The 26321-nt window shown below is 62.0% G+C and carries 21 protein-coding genes; 8 read left to right on the forward strand and 13 right to left on the reverse strand.

All coding sequences use genetic code 11. From position 1 onward, the window contains the following. Window positions 1-8 precede the first annotated feature (8 nt). The 7 genes from AC3IP0_RS15140 (at window position 9) to AC3IP0_RS15170 (ending at window position 10720) form a co-directional block, all read left to right on the forward strand. Window positions 9-1586 (forward strand): ABC transporter ATP-binding protein, encoded by a 1578-nt coding sequence (locus AC3IP0_RS15140; protein WP_489315961.1) that lies wholly within the window; start codon window positions 9-11, stop codon window positions 1584-1586. A 145-nt stretch (window positions 1587-1731) separates the two neighbouring features. Beyond that, window positions 1732-3147: a sigma-54 interaction domain-containing protein gene (locus tag AC3IP0_RS15145; protein ID WP_489315962.1), complete on the forward strand. Its 1416-nt coding sequence runs from the start codon at window positions 1732-1734 to the stop codon at window positions 3145-3147. A 285-nt stretch (window positions 3148-3432) separates the two neighbouring features. Then, complete coding sequence (locus tag AC3IP0_RS15150; RefSeq protein ID WP_489325135.1) at window positions 3433-4824, forward strand: GntP family permease; 1392 nt, start codon at window positions 3433-3435, stop codon at window positions 4822-4824. Window positions 4825-4831: 7 nt separating this feature from the next. Further along, complete coding sequence (locus AC3IP0_RS15155) at window positions 4832-5605, forward strand: 3-hydroxybutyrate dehydrogenase (RefSeq protein ID WP_489325137.1); 774 nt, start codon at window positions 4832-4834, stop codon at window positions 5603-5605. Window positions 5606-5681: 76 nt separating this feature from the next. Further along, complete coding sequence (locus AC3IP0_RS15160; protein WP_489325139.1) at window positions 5682-7637, forward strand: acetoacetate--CoA ligase; 1956 nt, start codon at window positions 5682-5684, stop codon at window positions 7635-7637. 193 nt (window positions 7638-7830) lie between these two features. Beyond that, complete coding sequence (locus AC3IP0_RS15165) at window positions 7831-10368, forward strand: PAS domain-containing hybrid sensor histidine kinase/response regulator (RefSeq protein ID WP_489325140.1); 2538 nt, start codon at window positions 7831-7833, stop codon at window positions 10366-10368. A gap of 76 nt (window positions 10369-10444) precedes the next feature. Next, complete coding sequence (locus tag AC3IP0_RS15170) at window positions 10445-10720, forward strand: peptidylprolyl isomerase (RefSeq protein WP_007898282.1); 276 nt, start codon at window positions 10445-10447, stop codon at window positions 10718-10720. 142 nt (window positions 10721-10862) lie between these two features. On the opposite strand, the gene AC3IP0_RS15175 is transcribed toward AC3IP0_RS15170, so the two are convergent. The 9 genes from AC3IP0_RS15175 to AC3IP0_RS15215 form a co-directional block, all read right to left on the reverse strand. Further along, window positions 10863-11795: a sugar kinase gene (locus AC3IP0_RS15175; protein ID WP_489315967.1), complete on the reverse strand. Its 933-nt coding sequence runs from the start codon at window positions 11793-11795 to the stop codon at window positions 10863-10865. Between the two features lie 128 nt (window positions 11796-11923). Beyond that, entirely contained in the window at window positions 11924-13141 is a 1218-nt protein-coding gene (locus tag AC3IP0_RS15180; RefSeq protein WP_489315968.1) for an amino acid deaminase, read from the reverse strand. Window positions 13142-13180: 39 nt separating this feature from the next. Then, window positions 13181-13945: an IclR family transcriptional regulator gene (locus AC3IP0_RS15185; RefSeq protein WP_489319781.1), complete on the reverse strand. Its 765-nt coding sequence runs from the start codon at window positions 13943-13945 to the stop codon at window positions 13181-13183. Between the two features lie 133 nt (window positions 13946-14078). Further along, a complete protein-coding gene (locus tag AC3IP0_RS15190) occupies window positions 14079-14468 on the reverse strand; it encodes a RidA family protein (protein WP_489315969.1) in 390 nt (129 codons plus the stop codon). 30 nt (window positions 14469-14498) lie between these two features. Next, the gene (locus AC3IP0_RS15195; protein WP_489325142.1) at window positions 14499-15293 is read right to left on the reverse strand and encodes an amino acid ABC transporter ATP-binding protein; all 795 of its coding nucleotides are present in this window, start codon (window positions 15291-15293) and stop codon (window positions 14499-14501) included. Continuing rightward, entirely contained in the window at window positions 15290-15952 is a 663-nt protein-coding gene (locus AC3IP0_RS15200) for an amino acid ABC transporter permease (RefSeq protein ID WP_150723636.1), read from the reverse strand. The genes AC3IP0_RS15195 and AC3IP0_RS15200 overlap by 4 nt, the downstream gene beginning before the upstream one ends. Before the next feature lie 8 nt (window positions 15953-15960). Beyond that, a complete protein-coding gene (locus AC3IP0_RS15205; protein WP_150756924.1) occupies window positions 15961-16623 on the reverse strand; it encodes an amino acid ABC transporter permease in 663 nt (220 codons plus the stop codon). A 51-nt stretch (window positions 16624-16674) separates the two neighbouring features. Then, window positions 16675-17523 carry a transporter substrate-binding protein gene (locus AC3IP0_RS15210; protein WP_489315971.1) on the reverse strand — a complete coding sequence of 283 codons (849 nt, stop codon included), beginning with the start codon at window positions 17521-17523 and terminating at the stop codon, window positions 16675-16677. A 267-nt stretch (window positions 17524-17790) separates the two neighbouring features. Beyond that, window positions 17791-18195, reverse strand: coding sequence for a MerR family transcriptional regulator (locus tag AC3IP0_RS15215; protein ID WP_489315972.1), 405 nt, complete (start codon window positions 18193-18195; stop codon window positions 17791-17793). A 76-nt stretch (window positions 18196-18271) separates the two neighbouring features. Between AC3IP0_RS15215 and AC3IP0_RS15220 the strand changes: the two genes are divergently transcribed. Next, window positions 18272-19495 (forward strand): NADH:flavin oxidoreductase/NADH oxidase family protein, encoded by a 1224-nt coding sequence (locus tag AC3IP0_RS15220; protein ID WP_489325144.1) that lies wholly within the window; start codon window positions 18272-18274, stop codon window positions 19493-19495. A gap of 148 nt (window positions 19496-19643) precedes the next feature. Here the strand turns inward: AC3IP0_RS15220 and AC3IP0_RS15225 are convergent, their stop codons facing one another. From AC3IP0_RS15225 to cobW, 4 genes are all read right to left on the reverse strand, one after another. Then, window positions 19644-20189, reverse strand: a complete 546-nt coding sequence (locus AC3IP0_RS15225; RefSeq protein ID WP_489325145.1) for a vWA domain-containing protein — start codon at window positions 20187-20189, stop codon at window positions 19644-19646. A 119-nt stretch (window positions 20190-20308) separates the two neighbouring features. Then, window positions 20309-21316 carry a magnesium chelatase ATPase subunit I gene (locus AC3IP0_RS15230; RefSeq protein WP_489325147.1) on the reverse strand — a complete coding sequence of 336 codons (1008 nt, stop codon included), beginning with the start codon at window positions 21314-21316 and terminating at the stop codon, window positions 20309-20311. 46 nt (window positions 21317-21362) lie between these two features. Then, window positions 21363-25226 carry a cobaltochelatase subunit CobN gene (gene cobN, locus AC3IP0_RS15235; RefSeq protein ID WP_489325148.1) on the reverse strand — a complete coding sequence of 1288 codons (3864 nt, stop codon included), beginning with the start codon at window positions 25224-25226 and terminating at the stop codon, window positions 21363-21365. 3 nt (window positions 25227-25229) lie between these two features. Beyond that, window positions 25230-26300, reverse strand: a complete 1071-nt coding sequence (cobW, locus tag AC3IP0_RS15240; protein ID WP_489325149.1) for a cobalamin biosynthesis protein CobW — start codon at window positions 26298-26300, stop codon at window positions 25230-25232. Between the last annotated feature and the right edge of the window lie 21 nt (window positions 26301-26321).

Below are 26321 nucleotides of genomic sequence, written 5' to 3' on the forward strand. Positions count from 1 at the left end.
ATGTTGATATGACCAACCTGATCGAAATCCGTGACCTCAGCGTGGCCTTCAGCGGCCAGACCGTAGTGCGCAATCTGTGCCTGGACATCCGCCCCGGCGAATGCCTGGCGTTGGTGGGTGAATCGGGCTCGGGCAAGTCGGTGACGGCCCACTCGATCCTGCAACTGCTGCCGCAAACCGATACCGAGACGACAGGCAGCATCCGCTATCGCGGCCAGGAACTGGTGGGTGCCGATGCCGGCAAGTTGCGACAACTGCGCGGCAATCGCATCGCGATGATCTTCCAGGAGCCGATGACCTCCCTCAACCCGCTGCACAGCATCGAAAAGCAGATCGGCGAAACGCTGCTGGTGCACAAAGGCCTGGCGGGCAAGGCGGCGCAAGCGCGGATCCTCGAATTGCTGCACCTGGTGGGCATCCAGAAACCCGAGGAACGCCTCAAGGCCTATCCCCATCAATTGTCCGGCGGACAGCGCCAGCGGGTGATGATCGCCATGGCCCTGGCGTGCGAACCGGAACTGTTGATTGCAGACGAACCGACCACCGCGCTGGATGTGACGGTGCAGCGCAAGATCCTGTTGCTGCTCAAGTCCCTGCAACAACGGCTGGGCATGTCGCTGCTGCTGATCAGCCATGACCTCAATCTGGTGCGCAGCATCGCCCAGCGCGTGTGCGTGATGAAGGCCGGGGAAATTGTCGAACAGGCGCCTTGCGAAGTTCTTTTCACTGAGCCGAAGCACCCTTACAGCTGCGTATTGCTGCACGCCGAACCCGAGGGCGAAGCCTTGCCCCGGGACGATCGCGAAAACGTTCTGGAAGTGGACAACCTGCAGGTGCGGTTTCCCGTCGGTGGCGGCCTGTTTCAGCGCAAGACCTGGCTGCGGGCCGTCGATGGCATCAGCCTGAATATCCAGCGCGGCAAGACCCTGGGCATCGTCGGTGAGTCCGGTTCGGGCAAGTCCACCCTGGGTCAGGCGATCCTGCGTTTGCTCGACTCCGAAGGCGGTATCCGCTTTCAAGGCCAGGCGCTGGATGGCCTGACGCAAAAACAGCTACGACCGTGGCGCAAGAAGATGCAGGTGGTGTTCCAGGACCCCTTTGGTAGCCTCAGCCCGCGAATGTCGGTCGCGCAGATCATCAGCGAAGGCCTGGAAGTGCACAGCCAGTTGAGCACTGAAGAGTGCAATGCCGAAGTGATCCGGGCACTGAGCGAAGTCGGCCTTGACCCGCAAAGTCGCCATCGCTATCCCCACGAGTTCTCCGGCGGCCAGCGTCAACGCATCGCCATCGCCCGGGCGCTGGTGCTGAAGCCGGCGCTGATCCTGCTGGACGAACCGACCTCGGCACTGGACCGCACGGTGCAGAAACAAGTGGTCGCCCTGCTCCGCCAGCTTCAGGAAAAATACGGGCTGACCTATCTGTTCATCAGCCATGACCTGGCAGTGGTGCGCGCCCTGGCCCACGACATGATCGTGATCAAGGATGGCAAAGTGGTAGAGCGCGGCGCCAGCCATGAAGTGTTTGATTCACCGCAGCATCCGTACACCAAGGAGCTGTTGGCGGCGGCGATGTTGGGGCAGGCATAATCGCGCCTGGCAGTTGAACCGTGTCGCAGCCATCGCGGGCAAGCCCGCTCCCACAGGGGATTTGTGAACGACACAGATCAACTGTGGGAGCGGGCTTGCTCGCGAAGAGGCCGTCACAGGCAATACATAATCAGGATCAGCCCCCATGAACACCACCGAAAGCCTCAAGGACTACCAGCGCGTTCGTTTGCTGGCGATCCGTTCGTTGTTCGAAATCATCGAGCAATCGAGTGAAGGCACGGTGATTGTCGACCGCGATGCCAACATCGTCTGGATGAATGAGCGCTATGCCCGGCGCTTCGGCCTGCAATCGGCCGAAGTCGCGATCGGCAAGCCCTGCGAAAGCGTGATCCCCGGCAGCCTGCTGCGTGAGGTGGTGCGCACCGGCCGGCCGATTTTGCTGGATATGCAAGACACCTCCAAAGAGCCACTGGTGGTCATGCGCCTGCCGATTCACGACGATGCCGGCGTGGTGATCGGCGCCATCGGGTTCGCCCTGTTCGACGAGTTGCGCAGCCTGTCGCCGATGCTCAAGCGCTACATGAGCATGCAGGAAGAACTGGCCTCCACCCGCTCGCTGCTGCGGGCGCGGCAGACAAAATACAACTTCGCCCACTTCATCGGCACCAGCGCCGCCAGCCTGGAAGTCAAGCGCCGCGCCCGGCGCAGTGCGAGCACCGAATCGCCGGTGCTGCTGCTCGGCGAAACCGGCACCGGCAAGGAGTTGCTGGCCCAGGCGATCCACAATGCTTCACCCCGCGCGCACAAGGCGTTTGTCAGCATCAACAGCGCTGCGATCCCTGAATCGTTGCTGGAAGCCGAGTTCTTCGGCACCGCCCCCGGCGCGTTTACCGGTGCCGACCGCAAGGGTCGCGCCGGCAAATTGCAGATCGCCCAGGGCGGCACGCTGTTCCTCGACGAAATCGGCGACATGCCGCTGCCCCTGCAAAGCAAACTGCTGCGGGTGTTGCAGGAAAAGGAATTCGAGCCGGTGGGCTCCAACGAAGTGATCCAGAGCGATGTGCGTGTGATCGCCGCGACCTCAACGGACCTCGAGGCCGCAATCAAACGCGGCGAATTCCGCGCCGACTTGTACTACCGGCTCAACGTGCTGCCGATCCAGGTTCCGCCCCTGCGCGACCGCCTGGATGACGTGCCGGCGCTCAGTGAAGCCATTCTCGAAGAACTGCGCAGCCAGCATGAACTGCACCACGAAGCCCTGGAACTGTTGGGTCAACACGCCTGGCCGGGGAACATCCGGGAGTTGCGCAACGTGCTGGAGCGGGCCGCGCTGCTCAGTGATGACTTGCGCCTGACGACAGCGGATATCCGCGCCGCGATTGGTACCTTCACACCGGTGGAACGCGTGGCGCCCTTGACCATCGAACCGCTTGCCCATGAAACGTTCAGTGCGGCGCGAGAGCGATTTGACCGGCAACTGATTGAGTCCACCCTCGCGCAATGCGGGGGTAAGGTGATTGATGCAGCGGCGCGGCTGGGGCTTGGCCGGTCGACGTTGTACAAGAAGATGGTGGCGTTGGGAGTTGCCGAGTCTCCATAAAGAGACATGTATCTCCATTGATAGAAAGCCCATCGCGAGCAAGCCCGCTCCCACAGGAGACGGCGTTCTACTGATCAACTCGGTCAACTGTGGGAGCGGGCTTGCCCGCGAAGAGGCCAGCACTGCCAAAGCAAGTCTCAAACCAGAGACAAAACCACCTGACAAGCTCATCACTTTGAAAATATATCCTTATATTTCAACAACTTAATCATCTGGCACAAAACTCGCTATACGCCTCTCCTACCAGGTTTCACCCAACAAAAATAACAACCCAGGAGACACACCATGAGTGTGATCATTGCCTTGGCAGCGCTCGCGCTGCTGATGCTGGCTGCCTACCGTGGCTACAGCGTTATCCTCTTTGCCCCGATTGCCGCCCTCGGCGCTGTCCTGCTGACTGACCCGTCTGCCGTCGCCCCCGCTTTCACCGGGGTGTTCATGGAAAAAATGGTCGGCTTCATCAAACTGTATTTCCCGGTGTTCCTGCTCGGCGCGGTGTTCGGCAAGCTGATCGAACTGTCCGGTTTCTCGCGTTCCATCGTCGCGGCGGCGATTCGCCTGCTCGGCACCCGCCAGGCGATGCTGGTGATCGTGCTGGTCTGCGCCCTGCTGACCTACGGCGGCGTATCGTTGTTTGTGGTGGTGTTCGCGGTCTATCCGTTTGCCGCCGAGATGTTCCGCCAGAGCAACATCCCCAAGCGGCTGATCCCGGCGACCATTGCCCTGGGTGCATTCTCGTTCACCATGGACGCCCTGCCCGGCACGCCACAAATCCAGAACATCATCCCCAGCACCTTCTTCAACACCACCGCTTGGGCCGCGCCGTGGCTGGGTGTGATCGGCACGATCTTCGTGTTCTGCGCCGGCATGCTGTTTCTCCAGCGCCAGCGCAACAAGGCCCAGCGCTCCGGTGAAGGCTATGGTTCGGACTTGCGAAACGAGCCGGAAACCGCCGCCGACCTCAAGCTGCCCAACCCGTGGCTGGCGCTGTCGCCACTGCTGGCGGTGGGCATCATGAACCTGTTGTTCACCCACTGGATTCCGCAGGTGTACGGCAAGACCCACAGCCTCGCGCTGCCAGGCATGGCCGCGCCGGTGACCACGGAAATCGCCAAGCTCACGGCGATCTGGGCGGTCCAGGCCGCGCTGTTGGTCGGCATCCTCATGGTGCTGGTGTTTGGCTACAAGGCGATCAGCCGCAAGCTGGCCGAAGGCAGTAAAAGCGCGGTCAGCGGTGCGCTGCTGGCGGCGATGAACACCGCCTCGGAATATGGTTTCGGTGCCGTGATCGCGTCCTTGCCCGGCTTTCTGGTGCTGGCCGACTGGCTCAAGAGCATTCCCAATCCACTGGTCAACGAAGCGATTACCGTGACCCTGCTGGCCGGCATCACCGGCTCCGCCTCGGGCGGCATGAGCATCGCGCTGGCGGCGATGTCCGAGCAGTTCATCAGCGCCGCCCATGCGGCGAACATCCCGCTGGAAGTACTGCACCGGGTCGCCGCGATGGCCAGCGGCGGCATGGACACCCTGCCGCACAATGGCGCGGTGATTACCCTGCTGGCGGTCACCGGGCTGACCCACCGCGAGGCTTACAAAGACATTTTCTGTATTACGCTGATCAAGACCCTGGCGGTTTTCGTGGTGATCGGCACTTTCTACGCCACTGGCATTGTGTGAGGTATTCATGACGACTCTTTCGGGCAAGACCGCACTGGTCACCGGCTCCACCAGCGGCATCGGCCTGGGGATCGCCCTCAGCCTGGCCAAGGCCGGGGCCGACCTGATCCTCAACGGCTTCGGCGATGCCTCCCAAGTGATCGCCCAGGTGCAACAGTTCGGCGGCAAGGTCGGCCATCACCCGGCCGATGTCAGCGATCCGGCACAAATTGCCGACATGATCGCCTACGCCGACCGCGAGTTCGGCGGCGTCGACATTCTGGTCAACAACGCTGGCATTCAACACGTGGCCGCGGTGGATGAGTTCCCGGTGGAGCGCTGGGATTCGATCATCGCCATCAACCTGTCGTCGGTGTTCCACAGCACCCGCTTGAGCCTGCCGGGCATGCGCGCCAAGGGCTGGGGCCGGGTGATCAACATTGCCTCGGTGCATGGCCTGGTCGGTTCGGTGGGCAAGGCTGCCTATGTCGCCGCCAAGCACGGGGTGATCGGCTTGACCAAAGTGGTCGCACTGGAAACCGCGACCACCCAGGTCACCTGCAACGCGATCTGCCCAGGCTGGGTATTGACGCCGCTGGTGCAGAAGCAGATTGATGATCGTGCCGCCAACGGGGTTGACCCGCAGCAGGCGCAACACGATCTGCTCGCTGAAAAGCAACCATCGCTGGAATTCGTGACACCGCCGCAACTGGGTGAACTGGTGTTGTTCTTGTGCAGCGAAGCCGGCAGCCAGGTGCGCGGTGCGGCGTGGAATGTTGATGGTGGGTGGTTGGCGCAGTGACTGTCGTTTGCTTTTGTGGCGAGGGAGCTTGCTCCACATCAGCCTGTGTGAAGGCATAAAAAAGAAGAGGCAAACCATGTCCGACATCCTCTGGCAACCCGACGTCAAACGCATTGGCAAGACCCGCATGGAGGCCTTCCGGCGCTTCGTCAATCAGCGGCACCACCTCAAGATCGACGACTACCCTGCCCTGCACCAGTGGTCCATCGATCAACGCGCGGACTTCTGGCAGGCCATTGTCGATTTCTTCGACATCCGCTTCCACGAGCAACCCGACGCCGTGCTGCTCGAAGGCCCCCGGATGCCCAGCGCCCAGTGGTTCCCCGGCGCAACGCTGAACTTTGCCGAACACCTGCTACAGCGTCGCGATGATGCGATCGCCGTGATAGCCGTTGGCGAAAACGGTCAGCGTGAACACTTGACCTGGGCCGAACTGGCCGAACAGGTCGCCGGTTTTCAGAATGGCTTGGTCGCCGCCGGCGTCGGTGTGGGTGACCGGGTCGCCGCGTGCATGCCCAACACCTGGCAAACCCTGGTGGCCATGCTCGCCACCACCAGTCTTGGCGCTATCTGGTCCTGTTCTTCACCGGACTTCGGCACCCAAGGGGTGGTTGACCGTTTCGGCCAGATCGAACCGAAAGTGCTGGTGAGCTGCGCCGGCTACCGCTACGCCGGCAAGGAGATCGACCAGACCGCCAAGGTCAACGAAATCCTTGAGCGCCTGCCGTCGCTGCAGCAATTGATCGTCGTGCCTTACGCCCGGCCACAGGCGCACATAGAAGAATTCCGTACCCAGGCCAACGTGACGCTGTGGGACGATTTCTACGAACCCGGCGGCGAACCGGATTTCGTCCCGGTGCCCTTCGCCCATCCGCTGTACATCCTCTACTCCAGCGGCACCACCGGCGTGCCCAAATGCATCATCCACAGCACCGGCGGCGTGTTGCTGCAACACGTCAAGGAACACGGCCTGCATGGCGATCTTGGTCCCGGTGAACGGCTGTTCTACTACACCACCTGCGGCTGGATGATGTGGAACTGGCTGGTGTCGGCGCTGGCGACAGGCAGCTCCGTGGTGCTGTACGACGGCTCGCCGTTCCAGCCCGAGCCGCAACGTTTGATCGACCTGATCGACGACGAACGCATCAGCGTCTTCGGCACCAGCCCCAAATACCTCGCAACCCTGGAAAGCAGCGGTATCAAGCCGCGAGAAAGTCATGACCTGGGCAGCCTCAAGACGTTGCTTTGCACCGGCTCGGCACTGTCTCCGCACAGTTACGACTTCGTCTATCGCGACTTCAAGGCTGACGTGTGCCTGGCCTCGATGTCCGGCGGCACCGACATCGTCTCGTGCTTCGTCAACGGCAACCCGATGTCGCCCGTGCGGCGCGGCGAAATCATGGGCAAGAGCCTGGGCATGGCCGTCGAAGTGTGGAACGACGAAGGCCACCCGGTGATCGGTGAAAAAGGCGAACTGGTCTGCACCCGGCATTTCCCGGCGATGCCCATTGGCCTGTGGAACGATCCCGATGGCGAGAAACTGCGCCAATCCTATTTCAGCCTGTTCCCCGGCGTCTGGGCCCAAGGTGATTACGCCGAACAACTGCCCCATGGGAGGATGATGATCCACGGTCGCTCCGATGCCGTGCTCAACCCCGGTGGCGTGCGCATCGGCACGGCGGAAATCTATCGTCAGGTGGAAAAAATCCCGCAGGTGCTCGACAGCGTGGCCATCGGTCAGCAGTGGCAGGACGACGTGCGGGTGGTGTTGTTCGTACGCTTGCGCGACGGGCTTGAGCTGGACGAGGCGCTGCAACAGCAGATCCGCGAGACGATTCGCGCCAACACCACGCCGCGTCATGTGCCGGCGAAAATTGTTGCAGTGACGGACATTCCCCGAACCATCAGTGGCAAAGTCGTTGAGTTGGCGGTGCGCAATGTGGTGCATGGGCAGAAGGTGAAGAACACTGATGCGCTGGCCAATCCCGAAGCGCTGGAACAGTACCGAAACAGGCCCGAACTCCAGTCTTGAAACACTCCAAAAAACTGTGGGAGCGGGCTTGCTCGCGAAGGCGGCAGGTCAGCCAACAAAGATGTTGACTGACACGCCCTCTTCGCGAGCAAGCCCGCTCCCACAGTAACCGCTCAAGCCTTCGAATCAACCTGCGCCTGTCACCTGTGCAAGAATAGACGCCAGCTATAGCGAATTGGCGCAGGACTCCTTGATGAACGCAACACCAACCGCCAGCGATGCCCAGGCCTTGATCGCCCGAATCGACTGGGCCAGCAGCCCGCTGGGCGCTGCCAGCACTTGGCCACAAAGCCTGCGAACCGCCGTGGACATCGTCATTCACTCACCGATGCCGATGCTGCTGCTATGGGGCCCGCAGCTGACGCAGATCTACAACGACGGCTTCGCCCTGCTCGCCGGGAGCAAGCATCCACACGCCTTTGGTCAACCGACGCACCTGATCTGGCCAGAGTTGCAAGACTTCACCGACCCGATCTACAGCGCCGTCCTGCAAGGTCAGGTGCGAACCTACAGCGAGCAGCGCTTTACCTTGCAACGCGGAGGCCGGGAATCCGACTTCTGGCTCGACCTGACCTACAGCCCGATCCGCGACGAAGGTGCCGAGGTGTCCGGGATCCTGGTCACCGCCATCGAAACCAACGAACGCCGGCGCATTGCCCTCGAACTCGAACAGCGCTCGGCGGCCAGCCTCAAGGCCCAGCGTGAAACCGAAGAACGCCTGCAACTGGCCCTCGCCGCCACCGATGCGGTCGGCACCTGGGACTGGGACATCAGCGAGGACCGTTTCATCGCCGATGCGCATTTTGCCCAACTGCACGGCATCGACCCGGCCATGGCCAGTCAATTGCCGATCAGTGAATACCTGCACGGCGTACACCCCGAAGACCGCGCCCTGATCGCCCGCAGCATCAAGCATTGCATCACCCACGGCAGCGAATACGCCGAGGAGTATCGCCTGCTGCAAACCGACGGCCAGATGCGCTGGGTGTTTGCCCGCGGTCGCTGCTACAAGGATCACCACGGTCGGCCGATGCGTTTCCTCGGCGCCGCCCTGGACCTGACCGAGCGCAAACACACCGAACAGGCCCTGCGCCAGAGCCAGACCGAGCTGCAACTGATCATCAACGCCATGCCGATCCTGATCAGCTACGTCGACCGCGAAGAACGCTTTCGCCTGAACAATGCGGCGTACCTCGACTGGTACGGGCTGACGCCGCAAGAGCTTTACGGACGAACCATTCTTGAAGTGCTCGGCGAAGAAGCCTATGCGCTGCGCGCCCCGCACATCACTGAGGCGCTGTCCGGCCGGCCTTGCTGCTTCAGCATCAGCACGCCACACCGCGACAGCAGCATCCGCCAGGCCTTGATTAATTACCTGCCACGCCACGGCCCGGATGGCGCGGTGAACGGTTTCTATATCTTCGTGATCGACGAAACCGAACGCAAAAAGACCGAAGAAGCCCTGCTCAACCTCAATGAAACCCTTGAGGAACGGGTTGCTGCCCGCACCCGCCAACTGGCCGAGGCCAACGAGCGTCTGCAAAACGAGATGTGCGAGCGCGAGCGTGCCGAAGACGCCTTGCGCCATGCGCAGAAAATGGAAGCGGTCGGCCAGCTTACCGGCGGCATCGCCCATGACTTCAACAACATGCTCACCGGCATCATCGGCAGCCTCGACCTGATGCAACGCTACATTGCCGACGGCCGCGCGAGCGAGATAGGCAGGTTCACGGAAGCGGCGGTGTCCTCGGCCAACCGCGCCGCCGCCCTCACCCATCGCTTGCTGGCGTTCTCCCGGCGTCAGTCGCTCAACCGCAAGCCGCTGAACCCCAACGAGCTGATTCACTCGCTCGTAGACTTGTTCAGGCGTACCAAGGGCGACCACATCGAACTCAACCTGCAACTGGCCGAGAACATCTGGCGGGTCAGCACTGATCTCAGCCAGCTGGAAAACGCCTTGCTCAACCTGGTGATCAACGCCCGGGATGCCATGCCCGATGGCGGCGAATTGCAGATCGAAACCGCCAATGTGTACCTCGACGGCAGCGACATCACGACCCTGGAGCCGGTCAAGGCCGGCGACTACGTGATGATTGCCGTCAGCGATAACGGCACCGGCATGACGCCCTCGGTGCTGGCCAAGGCATTCGACCCGTTCTTCACCACCAAGCCCATCGGCCAGGGCACCGGTTTGGGCTTGTCGATGATTTACGGATTCGCCCAGCAAACGGGGGGGCACGTCAGTCTGTTCAGCCTGCCCGGACGGGGCACCAGCGTGCGCTTGTACTTGCCGCGCCTGCATTCGACCGAACCGGAAAAAGTCCTGGCACCCATCGTCGGCGAGGCACCGGCGGCGATTGCCGGCGAAACCGTGATGCTGGTCGAGGACGATGCGGCGGTGCGCATGTTGGTGCTGGACCTGCTCAAGGAGCTCGGTTACCGCGCCCATGAAGCCGAAGATGCCAAGGGCGCCCTGCCGCTGCTGGAATCGGACCTGCGGGTGGACCTGCTGGTGACCGACGTCGGGTTGCCGGGCATGAACGGCCGCCAACTGGCGGAAATCGCCCGCCAGCATCGTCCCGAACTGAAAGTTCTATTCATGACCGGTTACGCCGAGATCGCCGCCGAGCGCCAGGGTTTCCTCGAAGAAGGCATGGACATGGTGGCCAAGCCGTTTTCCATCGACCTGCTGGCCAACAAGATTCGCACGATGATCAGTCAACCGGACTGAGTTGAGGCATAATCGCGCGCGCCCGCTGCCCCCACATAGCCACCCACATAGCCACCACCGTTGCAAGGTACCGCCCATGAAAGCTCAAGCCCGCCATATTCTGGTGAAAACCTCGGAAGAAGCCGAGCAGCTCAAACAACGCATCGCCAAGGGTGAAGCGTTCGACGTGCTGGCCAAGAAGTATTCGACCTGCCCATCGGGCAAGCGCGGCGGCGATCTTGGTGAAGTGCGGCCGGGGCAGATGGTCGGCGTGATCGATGCGGTGATCTTCAAGAAACCGCTGCGGGTGGTGCATGGGCCGATCAAGAGCAAGTTCGGGTATCACTTGGTGCAGGTGTTTTACCGGGATTAAGTGGTTGGCTTTCGGCCCCCATCGCGAGCAAGCTCGCTCCCACAGAGGTAGTCGGTGTGGCTGCAATCTATTGCAACTCACAAATCCCTGTGGGAGCGAGCTTGCTCGCGATCCGATGGCACAGCCAACGGCCATTCACCGCTTACCTTGGAATCAGCGCCCCAGGCACCTGAATCACCCGGCTCGCCAACCGATGCCCAGCCTCGGCGGCATCCGCAGGGCTGCCACCCTTGAGCCGCGAAGCCAGATACGCCGCGCTGAACGAATCCCCCGCCGCCGTGGTGTCCACCACCCGCTCGACCTTCTGCGCCGGCACCTCGAATGACTCGCCATCACAACGAATCAGGCACGCTTGGGCGCCGCGCTTGAGCACCACTTCCGGCGTACCGATCTGCTCATACGCGGCAAACACCGCGTCACAATCGGCATAGCCAAACAGCGCCTGCTCGTCATCCACCGTCAGCAACGCCAGATCAACCTGCGGTAGCACATGGCGATACGCCGCCCGGGCATCCTCGACCGATGCCCACAGCCGTGGCCGGTAGTTGTTGTCGAACACGATCCGTGCATCGCGCTGGCGGGCTTCGATCAGGGTTTCCAGCAGTTTTTCCCGACCTTGCGCGCCGAGTACCGCCAGGGTGATGCCGCTGAAATACAGCACATCGTAATCCGGCAGCGCAGCGAGGATCGGCGCAGCAGCCGGGGTAGTGAAGCAATCGCGGACGGCCGCTTCGTTGCGCCAGTACAGAAAGCGTCGCTCACCGGCGGCGTCAGTCTGGATGCAATACAAACCCGGCAGGCGTCCGGGCAGGCGCTGGACCATGCCGAGCCCGATATTTTCCGCTGCCCAACTCTGGCACATCGCGTCGCTGAAACTGTCATCGCCCAGGGCGGTGACGTAATCCACAGCGCCGTCCTCTCCCAGTTCCCGGGACAGGTACACCGCCGTATTCAAGGTATCGCCGCCGAAGCTTTGTTGCAGGCTGCCGTCGGCGCGATGCTGCAACTCGATCATGCACTCGCCGATCAGGGCGATGCGTGGAGTGTCGGGGCCGAGGGTGTTGATAGTGTTCATACGCGGGTTTCTCTTTTTGTCTGGTAGGGCCTCTTCGCGAGCAAGCCCGCTCCCACATTGGATCTTCGGTGTACACAAAACCCTGTGGGAGCGGGCTTGCTCGCGAAAGCCGCGCCGCGGTTTCAGTCTTAGAAACAGGTTTCCATGGTCTCGATGACGTTCAGTTGATCGTCTACCAGACAGCCGATACGCCACTTGTCGAACGTCAGGCACGGGTGCGAGGTACCAAACGAAATGATGTCCCCCACCCGCAGATCAACCCCCGGCGCCACGGTCATGAACGCATGCTGGTCCATCACAGCAGTCACCTTGCAGGCGCTCACATCATCGCCTTTGGCCGGCACGACGCCCGCCTTGTAACGCAGCAATGGCACCGGCAAACCGGCGTCGTAAGCCACGTCGCGCTTGCCCAGGGCAATCACCGCAAAACCCGGTTCCGGCAACGACTGCACGTGCGCCCACACTTCCAGTGCCGGAAGCAGGCCTTCGTGCAGGTCACTGCGACGGTCGAGCACGCAGCACTGCGCTTCCTTGTAGATGCCATGGTCATGGGCCACGTAACTGCCGGGACGCAGCACGCTGAGGAAACGTCCGGCGGCGTTCTGTGCTTCGAAGGACTCGGCAATCAGGTCATACCAGGCCGAGCCCGACGCGGTGATGATCGGTTTGGCTATGGCGAAGGCTCCGCTGTCCTGCAACTGCACCGCCAGGTGCACCAGTGATGCGGCGAAATCGCGAATACCGGTCACCGCGTGATCGCCATGGATCACGCCTTCGTAACCTTCGATCCCGGTCAGGGCCAGCGCCGGTTGCGCGCCGATGGCGTTGGCCAGATCGAGCACTTCCTGTTCGCTGCGGCAACCGCAGCGACCACCGACCACGCCGTATTCGATCATCACGTTCAGGCGCACGCCGCGGGAGGCGAAATAGGCGCCGAGGTCGGCGACGTTGTCCGGGTGATCGACCATGCAATAGAAGTCGAACGTCGGGTCGGCCAGCAGGTCGGCGATCAGCGCCATGTTCGGCGCGCCGACCAACTGGTTGGCCATCAGCACCCGGCGTACACCATGGGCGTAGGCCGCACGGGTTTGCGTGGCGCTGGCCAGGGTGATGCCCCAGGCACCGGCGTCCAGTTGGCGACGGAACAACGCCGGGGTCATGCTGGTTTTGCCATGGGGCGCCAGTTCGGCTCCGCTGTCGCTGACGAACGCCTGCATCCAGCGAATGTTGTGTTCCAGCGCCTCGCGGTGCAGTACCAGCGCAGGCAGGCTGACGTCACGCACCAGGCTGGCGCCAATGGGCGCGGTGCCTTTTTCCACGGCGGCAGTATTGGGGGCAGAATACATGGTCGAACTCCTCGTTCACGCGGCCGCAGGCAGCCGCTGTTATTCGTTGATGCGACGGGCCAGGCTGTTGGCGCTTTCGATCAGCACCCGGCGGTAGTCGTTGTAATTTTTCTTGGCATCGGCCCGCGGGGCGACGATGCACAGGGTCGCAATGGCCACGCCGTTGGGGTCTTTGACCGGTGCGGCGAAGCAATGGGTAAAGGTGTCGGCGACGCTATCGAAGGAGAAAAAGCCGTCGATACCGGCCTGACGGATTTCCTTGAGAAACTGCGCAAATTCCAAGCGTTCGCCATCGGGCAGGATGAAGTCGTCGTGGTCGATCAGGTCGACGATTGCCTGGTCGCTCAGGTGCGCCAGCAACAGCCGCCCGGATGCGGTCCAGGGGATGGGCGCATTTTCGCCGATGTCGGAGGAAATACGGAAATGCCGTTCCCCCTCCTTCATCAGCGCAACGGTGTACTTGCGCCCGTTGAGCAGGCACATCTGCGCGGTTTCACGGGTCTGGCTGACGATTTCCTGCAAGGCGTGATCGGCCTCGCGAGTCAGGTCGAAATGCCGCAGGTGTGCCTGTCCGAGAAAATACAACTGACGACCGAGGTAGACATGACCGTCCTTGCCCACCGGCTCCAGGATCCGTCGCTCCAGCAGCGAGGCCACCAGTTCGTAGACCGTGGATTTGGGGCTGCCGATGCCGTTGGCGATGTCGTTCGGACGCAGGGGCTGGCCGATCTCCTTGAGGAAATCGAGGATATCGAACGCCCGGTCCAGACCGCGTGCCCGGCGCTTGATGGTGTCTTCGGTCATTTCAGTGGTTCCCATTCAAAGTCGCCCGTAGGAGCTGCCGCAGGCTGCGATCTTTTGATCTTGCCTTGGCAGCCCCCATAAAAAACGCCAAAAGATCGCAGCCTTCGGCAGCTCCTACAAGAGCGACCGCGGTTCAGGCCTTTTTCTTGTACGCAACGCAGTCGATCTCAACCTTGCAGTCGACCATCATGTTCGCCTGCACACAGGCCCGCGCCGGTGCATGTTCAGGCTTGAAGTACTCGGAGAAGACCTTGTTGAAACTCGTGAAATCCCGCGGATCCTCCAACCACACGCCAGCACGCACCACGTCTTCCAGGCCATAACCTGCCTCTTCGAGAATCGCGATCAGGTTCTTCATGGTCTGGTGGGTCTGTTCGACAATGCCGCCAGTAATGATCTCGCCGTCCACCGCCGGCACCTGCCCGGAAACGTGCAGCCAGCCATCGGCTTCAACGGCGCGGGCGAAAGGGCGAGGCTGACCGCCAGCGGCGGTGCTGCCGGTGCCGTAACGAGTAATGCTCATGAGTGTTTCTCCTGATTGAAAATTGAAGGATCAAAAACGGGTGCTTTTGAGAAATTCCGCCAGTCGTGGCGACTGCGGGCGTTCGAACAGGTCCTTGGGTGGCCCCTGCTCTTCGATACGCCCCTGATTCATGAAAACGATCTTGTCCGAGACCTCGAACGCAAAGCGCATTTCGTGGGTCACCAGCAGCATGGTCATGCCGTCTTCGGCCAGGCCCTTGATCACGCTCAACACTTCGCCCACCAGTTCCGGATCGAGGGCCGAGGTCACTTCATCGAACAGCATCAGGCTCGGGTTCATTGCGATGGCGCGGGCGATTGCCACGCGCTGCTGCTGACCGCCAGACAACTGACCGGGAAAGTGATCGCGACGTTCCAGCAGGCCAACGCGCTCCAGCCATTTCTCGGCCAGGGCCACGGCCTCGTCCTTGTGCAGCTTCTTGACCTTGAGCAGGCCCAGGGTGACGTTCTGCAATGCAGTCAGGTGCGGGAACAGGTTGAACTGCTGGAACGCCATGCCGGTCATGGCACGATGGCGGGCAATGACTCTTTCCGCGTGGCGAATGCGTTTGCCGTTGACCTCGTCATAACCGATGGATTCGCCGTCGAGCAGGATCTGCCCGCCCTGGAACTCTTCAAGCATGTTCACGCAGCGCAGCAGCGTGGTCTTGCCCGAGCCACTGGAGCCGATCAACGTCACCACGTTGCCGCGCTGCATGCTCAGGTCGACGCCCTTGAGCACTTCGAGCTGGTCGTAACGCTTGTGCAGGCCGCGAATGTCCAGCAGCGGTTGGCCGTTTTGTGCATTGGTTGGAGTCTGAGTCATGGCAAAGCCACCCGCTTTTCAATGTGCCGGCCGAGTAACTCGATGCCGTAGTTGATGACGAAGAACAGGAAACCGGCGAACAGGTAAAACTCCAGGGTCATGAACGTCCGGGCAATGATCTGCTGGGTACTGAGCAGCAATTCCGCCACGCCGATCACCGACAACAGGGTCGAGGCCTTGACGATCTCGGTGGACGAGTTGACCCAGGTCGGCAGGATCTGCCGCAACGCCTGGGGCAACAGCACGTAACCGAGGGCCTGGTAGAACGTCAGGCCGATGGCCTTGCTCGCCTCCATCTGCCCGAGCGGCAATGCCTGCAATGCACCGCGCACGATCTCGGCGACATGGGAGCCGCAGAACAGCGTCAAACCCAGTGCACCGGCCTGGAACGCGCTGATCTGCCAGCCCAGTGCCGGCGCCATGTAGAAGCACGCCAGCACCAGCACGAACACGGGCGTGCCGCGAATCACATCGACATAAAAACGAAACGGCGCGCGCATCCAGAACTTGCCGTAGGTCAGCACCAGACCGGTGACGACGCCTACGAGCGTGCCGAGCAAAATCGCCAGCACCGACACCTGGACACTGGTCAGAAAGCCCTGCCACAGCACTTCCCGCGCCACCCACAACTCATGCAACCAACTGGGGGATTCGTACATGGGGGCTCCTATCGGCGAATCGCCAGACGCTGTTCGAGGTAACGCAGCATCATGGCAATGAGGTAACAGGCCGCCACATAGAGCGCCGTGGTCACCAGCCAGGTTTCAATCACCCGGTAACTCTCGACATTGATCTTGCGCGCGTAATAGGTCAGCTCAGGTACCGCAATCGCGGCCGCCAGCGAAGTGTCCTTGAACAGCGAAATGAAGTTGTTCGACAGCGCCGGCAACACATTGCGCAGCATCACCGGCACGGTGACGTAGGCCTTGACCTGCCACTCGCCCAGGCCAATGGCCAACCCTGCTTCACGCAGGCCCTTGGGAATGCTCAGCAAACCGCCGCGGAACACTTCGGTGAGGTACGCCCCGGCATACAGCGACAGGGTGATGATGAACGAGGGGATCTTGTCCAGCCGGATCCCCAGGCTTGGCAACGCAAAGTAGATCAACAGGATCAACACCAGGATCGGCGTGTTACGAATCACCGTGACATACACCGACGCCAGCACCCGCAATGCGCGATGCCTGGACAACAAGGCAAACGCCATCATCAGGCCGATCACGCAGCCGATGGCGATCGACACCAGGGCCAGTTCAAGACCCATACCGAGCCCCACCAGCAAGGTGTCGAAGTCGCGCCACACGGCGGCAAAGTTCAACTGATAGTTCATGGTCAGCAGTACCTTGAGCGGGGCGCATATCGGCGCCCCACTCTCACGGGATCATTTGAATTCGACTGGAAAGCCAATCGCCGGCGTTGGCAGATCCACACCGAACCACTGCTTGAACGACGCCGCGTAAGTCGGGAACTCAACGCCGGTCATGGCTTCATGCAGGGTAGTGTTGACGAAGTTCAGCCAGTCCTGATCGCCGCGCTTGACCGCGCAGGCATAGGTCTGCGGGCTCCAGGCGTAGGCCGGGCTGCGATAACGGCCAGGGTTCTGCACCATCAGGTACTTCACCGAAGACTGGTCGGTGGCCGCCGCGTCGGCGCGGCCGGAGTTCACGGCCTGGTACATCAGGTCCACGCTGTCGTACTGATCGACCTTGGCCTTGGGCAGCGCCTGGTGCACCAGTTCTTCGGCATAGACGTTTTGCAGCACCGCCACGGTGAGACTGTCACCGGCGGCTTTCATGTCATCGATTTCCTTGTACTTGCTGTTCGCCGGCAGCAGCAGGCCGACACCTTCGCGGTAGTACGGCAGGGTGAACGCCACTTGCTGCGCGCGGCTGGCCGTCACGGTGATGAACTGGCAACTGATGTCGACCTTGTCGGTCAGCAGGTTGGGAATCCGCGCATCGGACGATTGCACCACGTACTCAACCTTGCCTGGGTCGTTGAACAAACCCTTGGCGATCATGTGCCCGATATCGATATCGAAACCCTGCAACTTGCCGTCCGCGCCCTGGAAGTGCCACGGCGCATTGGTGCTGCCGGTGCCTACAATCAGTTTGCCGCGGGCCAGAACGCTGTCGAGCTTACTGTCCGCCGCCTGGGCTACACCCATGGCAGCGGCAGAAGCCGCGAACAGAAAAACACACGCTTTGAACAAGGAAGGATGGCGATGCATGGCAAGCACTCCAGGGTGATGTTTATTCCGCTATACCGGAACATTGTATGTAACAACGGAATAGACAGCAGAAAGTGTGCCACAGGATGTGGAGGGAATGTGAGCGAGATTGAAATTTGTTTTGAATCAGGGGGATGCTTGCAAACTGGAAAAAACGTTACCAAACGCACGGAACCCTGACCGCTACCGTTGGCTACAAAGGGCGGGTATCTGGTTCACAACCGGGCGTGTGGAGGGCCGGTAAGCTGATGAGCAATCCGTTCTGACCTAATGCTTGAATGACGTCATCACCCGTTCAGCATTTTCATCGCAACTCATGCCTTCGGGCCTGGCTTGAATGGTGTCGATCCAGCCCAGCAACTGCGCCTTGCTATGGGCCAGGTGTCGTTGCATCTCTTCGATCTGCTCGATCTTGCGATGCAAGCCAGCCATCAACTCATCGTGCTTGAACGCGCCCGTCACAGTATCCGGCAGTAGTTGCCTGAGTTCTTCCAGGCTGAAACCGGCTTGTTGTGCGCATTGGATGAGTTGCAGGGTTTGCAGCGCCTGTTGCGAGTAACGCCGATAACCGTTGGAAGAACGCTCGACCTGGCGGATCAAGCCCTGAGACTCGTAAAAACGGATACGCGATGCGGTCAACCCGCTCAACTGTGCCAATTCACCAATCTTCATAGGGGCCTCATTTGTTCGCTTGACATTAAAGTTAACTTTAAGCTTAGCCTCTGCTCATCACTTCGAGGAGTCAAGCATGTCACCCTTCCAAACATTGAATTTGCCCAACGGCCAGACCATCGGCAATCGCATTGCCAAAGCCGCGATGGAAGAAAACCTGGCCAATACCGATCAGGTGCCCGACCAGGCGCTGTTGCGCCTGTATCAGGCCTGGGCCGAGGGCGAAGCCGGCCTGTTGCTGACCGGCAACGTGATGATCGACCGTCGCGCCATGACCGGCCCCGGCGGTGTAGCGCTGGAAGACGAGCGCCACCTGGAGCGCTTCCGCCAGTGGGCCAGCGTCGGCCGCTCCGGCGGTGCGCATTTCTGGGTGCAGCTCAACCATCCTGGCCGCCAGACCATGGCCAACCTCGGCCAGCAAGCCTTGGCGCCGTCGGCAGTTGCGCTGGATCTGGGCCAGTTCTCGAAGATGTTCGCCGAACCCAAACCCATGAGCGAGGACGATATCCAGGAGGTGATCCGACGCTTCGCCACCAGCGCCGCACTGGCCGAGAAAGCCGGTTTTACCGGTGTGCAGATCCACGCCGCCCACGGCTACCTGCTCAGCCAGTTCCTTTCGCCGCTGACCAATCGGCGCACTGATCAATGGGGCGGTGCCCTGGAAAATCGTGCGCGCCTGCTGTTGTCCGTTGTCGAGGCGGTTCGCCAGGCGGTGTCGCCGCAATTTTGCGTGTCGGTAAAACTCAACTCGGCGGATTTCCAGCGCGGTGGTTTTGATGCCGAGGATGCGCGACAAGTGATCCTGTGGCTTAACGAACAAGCGATCGACCTGCTGGAGCTCTCCGGTGGCAGTTACGAAGCGCCGGCCATGCAAGGCGAAGCGCGCGACGGCCGGACTCTGGCGCGGGAGGCGTACTTTCTGGAAATGGCCGGTGAACTGGCCAGCGCAGCGCGGATGCCGGTGATGGTGACCGGCGGGATCCGGCGTTTGGCAATCGTCGAGCAGGTGCTCGACAGCGGCATCGCCATGGCCGGTATCGGCACTGCGCTGGCCGTGGAGCCGCACCTGGTCAAGCATTGGCGCGAAGGCCAGGACAGTCATCCGCAGCTGCCGCCGATCCGCTGGAAGCGCAAGCCCCTGGCGGCGCTGGCGAGCATGGCGGTGGTCAAGTTACAGCTGCATCGCTTGAGTCGTGGGCGCAAAACCCGACCTGAAGTCTCGGCGCTATGGGCGTTGATTCTCGACCGGTTTTACATTGGCAAGCGCACCCGGCAGTATCGGCAGGCGATGGGCAAGTAATTCAAGTTTGAAGTTGGCTGGTACACCGCTTTCGCGAGCAGGCTCGCTCCCACAGGGGTTATTGCGTGATCACAAAGTTTGTGTTCCAACCGGATCAATTGTGGGAGCGAGCCTGCTCGCGAAGAGGCCGGCCCGGGCAAAGGAGAATTCAGCCAGGAAGCAGTTCGTCAATATGCCGATACTCGGCCTGCAACTGCGCCGCCAACACCCTGCTGCGCCCGAGCCGAATCGGCCCGCGCTCGATGTCGATCAGCAAACCCGGGCACTCCAGTGTCGACAACAACGGCCAGTCCTTCAGCCGGCCATCGGTCACCAGCAGCAACCGCTGCTGCTCTGCCGGAAAACGCTTTTGCCGTGCCGCAAGCCATTGCCCCGCTTCGCCCAACGCGGCCAGCAACGGCGTACCGCCCCCGGCGCCAAGACCATCGAGCCACTGGCGTAATCCGCTGGAAGCCTTCAATCCCTGCACCTGCCACTTGGGTGCAGAACCGCTGGCCGTGAGCAAGGCCAGACGCGCACGCTGGCGATAGGCATCGTCGAACAACTGCGCCAGCAAGCCCTTGGCATCGCTCAATGCCTGATGACGGCGAGTCGATGCGGAAGCGTCTACGATCACCAGCCACAGTTCATGAGGCGAACGAGTACGCAGTTGAAACAACAAATCGTCGCGCTGACGCGGCCGGCCATTGAGCAAGGTACCGGGCCAGTTGACCGAGCCGCTGCGGGCTGCGTGACGCTTGCCTAGTTTGCCGTGGTCCAGGCGCCCGGCTCGGGGTCTGGCATTCGCCCCCGCGTCGCAGCGAAGGCGAATGCCTAGGGCTTTTTTGGCCAGTTCGGCACTTCACGTCGTGCACCGACCGCGAGCGCCTGGGCAGGCAACTCGCCCCATTGGCCCTGTCCTTCGCCCGGGTTGGCGTTCTGTGGCTCGGAGGATTGCGCCGCTTGGGATTGCGCAGAAGCCGGTGGTGAGTGCTCGCGACGACGATGGCGCAAGGCGAACTCGGCAACTGCATCGATATCTTCCTCGGCGATGGCGTTCGCTCCGCGCCAGGCGGCATGAGCCCGTGCGGCACGCAGCCAGACCAGATCGGCGCGCAATCCATCGACCCCGGCAGCAAAGCAGCGTTCGGTTATGTGTGCCAAAGCCTGGTCGTCGAGGGGAATGCTTGCCAGTGCATTGCGTGCGTTCTGGCAACGTTCGCGCAGAGACGCCTGCGCCGACTCCCATTCGGCGCAGAAACCTTGCGGATCGCTGTCGAAATCCAGGCGACGACGGATGATCTGACCGCGCTCGACGGGCGCGGTATGCCCTCCGAGGGCGACGTTCAAGCCGAATCGGTCGAGCAATTGCGGACGCAGCTCACCCTCTTCCGGGTTCATGGTGCCAATCAGCACGAATTTCGCCGAGTGCCGATGGGAAATGCCGTCACGCTCGACCAGATTGGTGCCGCTGGCAGCCACATCGAGCAGCAGATCAACGAGGTGATCAGGCAATAGATTGACCTCGTCGACGTAGAGCACGCCACCGTCAGCCTTGGCCAGTACGCCGGGGGAAAACTGCGCGCGACCTTCGCCCAGCGCCGCGTCGAGATCGAGGGTGCCGACCAGGCGCTCCTCGGTGGCGCCCAGCGGCAAGGTGACGAACTGACCGCTGGCCAGCAGGTCCGCCAGACCGCGGGCCAGGGTCGACTTGGCCATGCCCCGCGGGCCTTCGATCAGCACGCCGCCGATTTTCGGGTCAATGGCGGTCAGGTACAGGGCCAGTTTCAAATCGTCGGCGCCGACCACGGCGGAGAGCGGGAAATGCGGGGTGTCGGTCATTGTTTTATCTCGGTCATGGTCGGTGATCTCACAGGGATTGCGGTGATTAGCCGTCTTCTTCTATATCCAGCAACAAATTCTCCAGCGCCTCGCGGTACTCGCCGGGCTCCTTCCACATCCCCCGTTGTTGCGCCTCGAGCATGCGCTCGGTCATGTCGCGCAAGGCATGGGGGTTGTGTTCACGGACAAAATCCCGGGTGTCCGGGTCGAGCAAATAGGCGTCGGCCAGCAACGCGTACTGGTGATCGTCGATCAACTGCGTGGTGGCGTCGAAGGCGAACAGGTTGTCGACCGTCGCGGCCATTTCGAACGCGCCTTTGTAGCCGTGACGTTTAACGCCTTCGAGCCATTTCGGATTGGCCGCCCGGGAGCGGATCACCCGGTTCAGCTCTTCCTTCAAGGTGCGAATCTTCGGCAGATCCGGCTGGCTGTGGTCGCCATGATAGCTGGCCGCCGCCTCGCCTTTCAGGCTTTCCACCGCCGCGAGCATACCGCCCTGGAACTGGTAGTAATCGTTGGAGTCGAGCAGATCGTGCTCGCGGTTATCCTGGTTTTGCAGCACCGCCTGTACCTGGCTCAGGCGCTGGCTGAACTGTTCGCGGGCAGTGGTGCCTTCGTCGGAACCGCCGTAAGCGTAGCCGCCCCAGTTGAGGTAGACCTCGGCCAGGTCCTCGCGGCTCTGCCACAGGCGACCGTCGATGGCGCCCTGCACACCCGCGCCGTAGGCACCGGGCTTGGCCCCGAAAATCCGCCAGCCGGCCTGACGTCGCGCAGCGTCTTCATCGAGCCCTGACTGCAGCAGGGCTGTGCGCTCGGCGCGTACCTTGGCCGACAACGGATTGAGGTCATCCGGCTCATCGAGGTCGGCCACTGCTTGCACCGCCGCGTCGAACAAGCGAATCAGATTGGCAAAGGCATCGCGGAAGAAACCGGACACACGCAAGGTCACGTCCACCCGCGGACGGTCGAGCAAACTCAACGGCAGAATCTCGAAATCATCGACCCGCTGGCTGCCGGTGGCCCAGACCGGGCGCACCCCCATCAGCGCCATGGCCTGGGCGATGTCATCGCCGCCGGTGCGCATGGTCGCGGTGCCCCACACCGACAGGCCGAGCTGGCGCAAATGATCACCGTGGTCTTGCAGGTGCCGTTCGAGAATCAGGTTGGCCGACTGGAAACCGATGCGCCACGCCGTGGTGGTCGGCAGGTTGCGCACATCCACCGAATAGAAATTGCGCCCGGTGGGCAGCACGTCCAGGCGACCGCGACTCGGCGCGCCGCTGGGACCGGCCGGGACGAAGCGACCGCTCAGGGCATCGACCAATCCGCGCATTTCCGCCGGACCGCAGGCGTCCAGACGTGGAGCGACCACCTCGCGCAGGTTGTCGATGATGGCTTGCACCTCGATCCAGTCGGCCCCTTGTGGGAGCGGGCTTGTCTCCGGGCGGCGTTCCGACGAGGCGGTTGATCCTTCAGCATTTATGTCGATTGACCCAACGCTTTCGCGAGCAAGCCCGCTCCCACAGGGGTTATTCAACGCGTCCGAAATCAACTGCGCGGCGAACAGTTCCAGGCGCTCGCGAGTATCCCCCGCCGTACGCCAGGTCTCGTCGCTGATAAGCAAAAGAGGCTCGGGACGCGGCCCGGCCCAAGGCTCGGCCAGCGCACAATCGAGCGGATCGAACCCCAACCCGAAGGCCTTGGCCAATGCCCGCAGCAGACTCGACTGCGCGCCTCGGCCATCACCCCGTGGAATGCGCAACAACGCCAGCAAAGTATCGATGCGCAAGCGCCCGGTGGGTGATTCGCCGAATACATGCAGGCCGTCGCGGATCTGCGACTCTTTCAAATCGCACAGATAAGTGTCGAGTCGCGGCAACCAGATCGCTGCGTCGGCATCACTGTCGAGTTGTTCGTCCAGTTGCAGTTCACGGTCGATGTGGGTGTCGCGCACCAGTTGCAAGATGTCGCGCTGCAACTCTCGGGCACGACGCGGATCCAGCAGTTGCGCTTCGTAATACTCGTCGGCCAACAGCTCGAGGTTGCGCAGCGGGCCGTAGGTTTCGGCGCGGGTCAGCGGTGGCATCAGGTGATCGATGATCACGGCCTGGGTGCGCCGCTTGGCCTGGGCGCCCTCGCCCGGGTCGTTGACGATGAACGGATAGATGTTCGGCAGGGGCCCGAGCAAAGCATCCGGCCAGCAGTTTTCCGAGAGCCCGACGCCCTTGCCCGGCAGCCATTCGAGGTTGCCGTGTTTGCCGACGTGGATCACGCCGTGGGCGCCGTAGGTGTTGCGCAGCCAGAAGTAGAACGCCAGGTAACCGTGGGGCGGCACCAGGTCCGGGTCGTGATACACCGCGCTCGGATCGACCTGATAACCCCGCGCTGGCTGAATGCCGACGAAGGTCAGGCCAAAACGCAGGCCGGCGATCATCATCCGTCCACTGCGGCACATCGGGTCGTTTTCCGGTGTGCCCCAACGTTCGAGTACAGCCGCGCGATTGGCTTTGGGCAGTGCGTTGAACATCGCCAGATAATCATCCATGCCCAGGCTTTGCTGGCACGGACGCAGGTCGAGGGTTTCGAGATCGTTGCTGACGCCGCCGAGCAACTGCTGGATCAGTGCGGTGCCGCTGTCCGGTAATTCAGCCGGCAACGGATAATCTTCGGCATGCAGCGCCCGCAGGATATTCAGCGCGGCGGCCGGGGTATCGAGGCCGACGCCGTTGCCGATGCGGCCGTCGCGGGTCGGGTAATTGGCAAGAATCAAGGCAATGCGTTTTTCAGCATTAGGCACCCGCGCCAGATCGACCCAACGCCGCGCCAGCTCGGCGACGAAATCCATGCGTTCCGGTTGTGGCCGGTAGCAGACCACATCCGACTGACTGCGCTCACTGCGCCACGCCAGGTCCTTGAAACTGATCGGGCGGCTGATGATGCGTCCGTCCAGCTCCGGCAAGGCAATGTGCATCGCCAGATCACGAGGGCCAAGCCCCTGTTCGCTGGCGCGCCAACCGGGTTCGTTGTCCTGGGCGCAAATCGCCTGGATCACCGGAATATTGCGGCGAAACGGGCGCAGATGGGGTGCTTCAGGACTGGATTGGGCGAAGCCGGTGGTGTTCAGGATCACCGATACGCTGGCCTCATCCAGCCAGTCCTCGACCACGCAAAGACAACCAGGCTCCTTCAGGCTGGCCAGCGCAATCGGCAACGGATTCAACCCCGCGGCCTGCAAGCGCTGGCAAAAAACATCAATGAAAGCGGTGTTCGCCGCCTGCAAATGCGAGCGGTAAAACAGCACCGCCGCCACCGGTTGATCGGCGTGCCAGTCGGCCCGCCAGTCGCTCAGCGCGGCGCAGTGTTTGTGCGGATGGTATATCGCCGTGCGTGGCAGGGTTTGCGGCTCGCCCCAGGTGTAATCACGGGCCAGCCAGCGGTTGGCCAGGCAGCGGAAGAAATCGAGGGCGTTGCCCATGCCGCCCTGGCGCAGAAACTGCCAGAGCCGGTCGCGATCCTCGGCACCGACGGTGCTCAGGTCACTGAGCTCCGGGTCCGGGCGATCATCACCCGGCACCAGAATTACCTGCACTCCGCGCTGCGACAGCTCGACCAGGCGCTCGATGCCGTAACGCCAATAGGCGATGCCGCCGTGCAGCGAAATCAGGATCACCTTGGCGTGACGCAGCACTTCATCGACGTACAAATCGACCGAGGCATGGTTCTGCACCTGCATCGGGTTGGCCAGGCGCACGCTCGGGTAATCGTCGGGTAACTGCTGCGCCGCTTCGGCGAGCAGCGCCAGGCTGGAATCGCCGCTGCACAGGACCACCAGTTCGGCGGGGGTTTGTCCGAGGTCGGCAATGTTGTCATCCGACACGAAACCGCCGGGCTGGGTCCTGAGCAGGTGCATGGCTTACACGCTGAGCGCGGCGCGCAATTGCGCTTCGAGAACAGTGGCGTCCAGTGCCTGGCCGATCAGCACCAGACGGGTGACTCGCGCTTCTTCAGCACCCCACTGGCGGTCGAAATGCTTGTCGAAACGCGTGCCCACGCCCTGGATCAGCAGGCGCATCGGCTTGTTCGGAATGGCGGCGAAGCCTTTGACGCGCAGGATGCCGTGCTGGACCACCAGTTGGGTCAGCGCATCCAGCAGCAGGCTTTCGTCGGCTTGCGGCAGTTCGATGGAGATCGAATCGAAAGCGTCGTGATCGTGGTCGTCATGATCGTCGTCGCCATCGTGATGATGGTCGTGGTGGCTGTGACGGCTGTCGATATGTTCTTCGGAGCCGGCACCCAGGCCGATCAGCACGTCCAGCGGCAGGCGACCGCTGCTGGCTTCGATGATTTTCACCGCTGGCGGCAATTCCTCGGCGACTTCCAGGCGCACGCGGGCCAGGTCCGCCGGGTTGATCAGGTCGGCTTTGTTGAGGATCACCAGGTCAGCGCTGGCCAGTTGGTCGGCGAACAGTTCGTGCAGCGGCGATTCATGGTCCAGGTTCGGGTCGAGTTTGCGCTGGGCGTCGACCTGATCCGGGAACGCGGCAAAGGTGCCGGCGGCCACGGCCGGGCTGTCGACCACGGTGATCACTGCATCCACCGTGCAGGCACTGCGGATTTCCGGCCACTGGAAGGCCTGCACCAGCGGCTTGGGCAGTGCCAGACCGGACGTTTCGATGAGAATGTGGTCCAGATCGCCGCGACGGGCCACCAGCTCGCGCATCACCGGGAAGAATTCTTCCTGGACGGTGCAGCACAGGCAGCCGTTGGCCAGCTCATAGACACGGCCGCTGGCTTCTTCTTCGGTGCAACCGATGGAGCACTGCTTGAGGATTTCGCCGTCGATGCCCAACTCGCCAAATTCGTTGACGATCACCGCGATGCGGCGACCCTGGGCGTTGTCGAGCATGTGCCGCAGCAGCGTGGTCTTGCCCGAGCCGAGAAAGCCGGTGACGATGGTGACGGGGAGTTTGGCCAGTGTTTTCATCGGATGCCCTATGGCTAATGT

The organism is Pseudomonas sp. GL_103, from assembly GCF_057835175.1.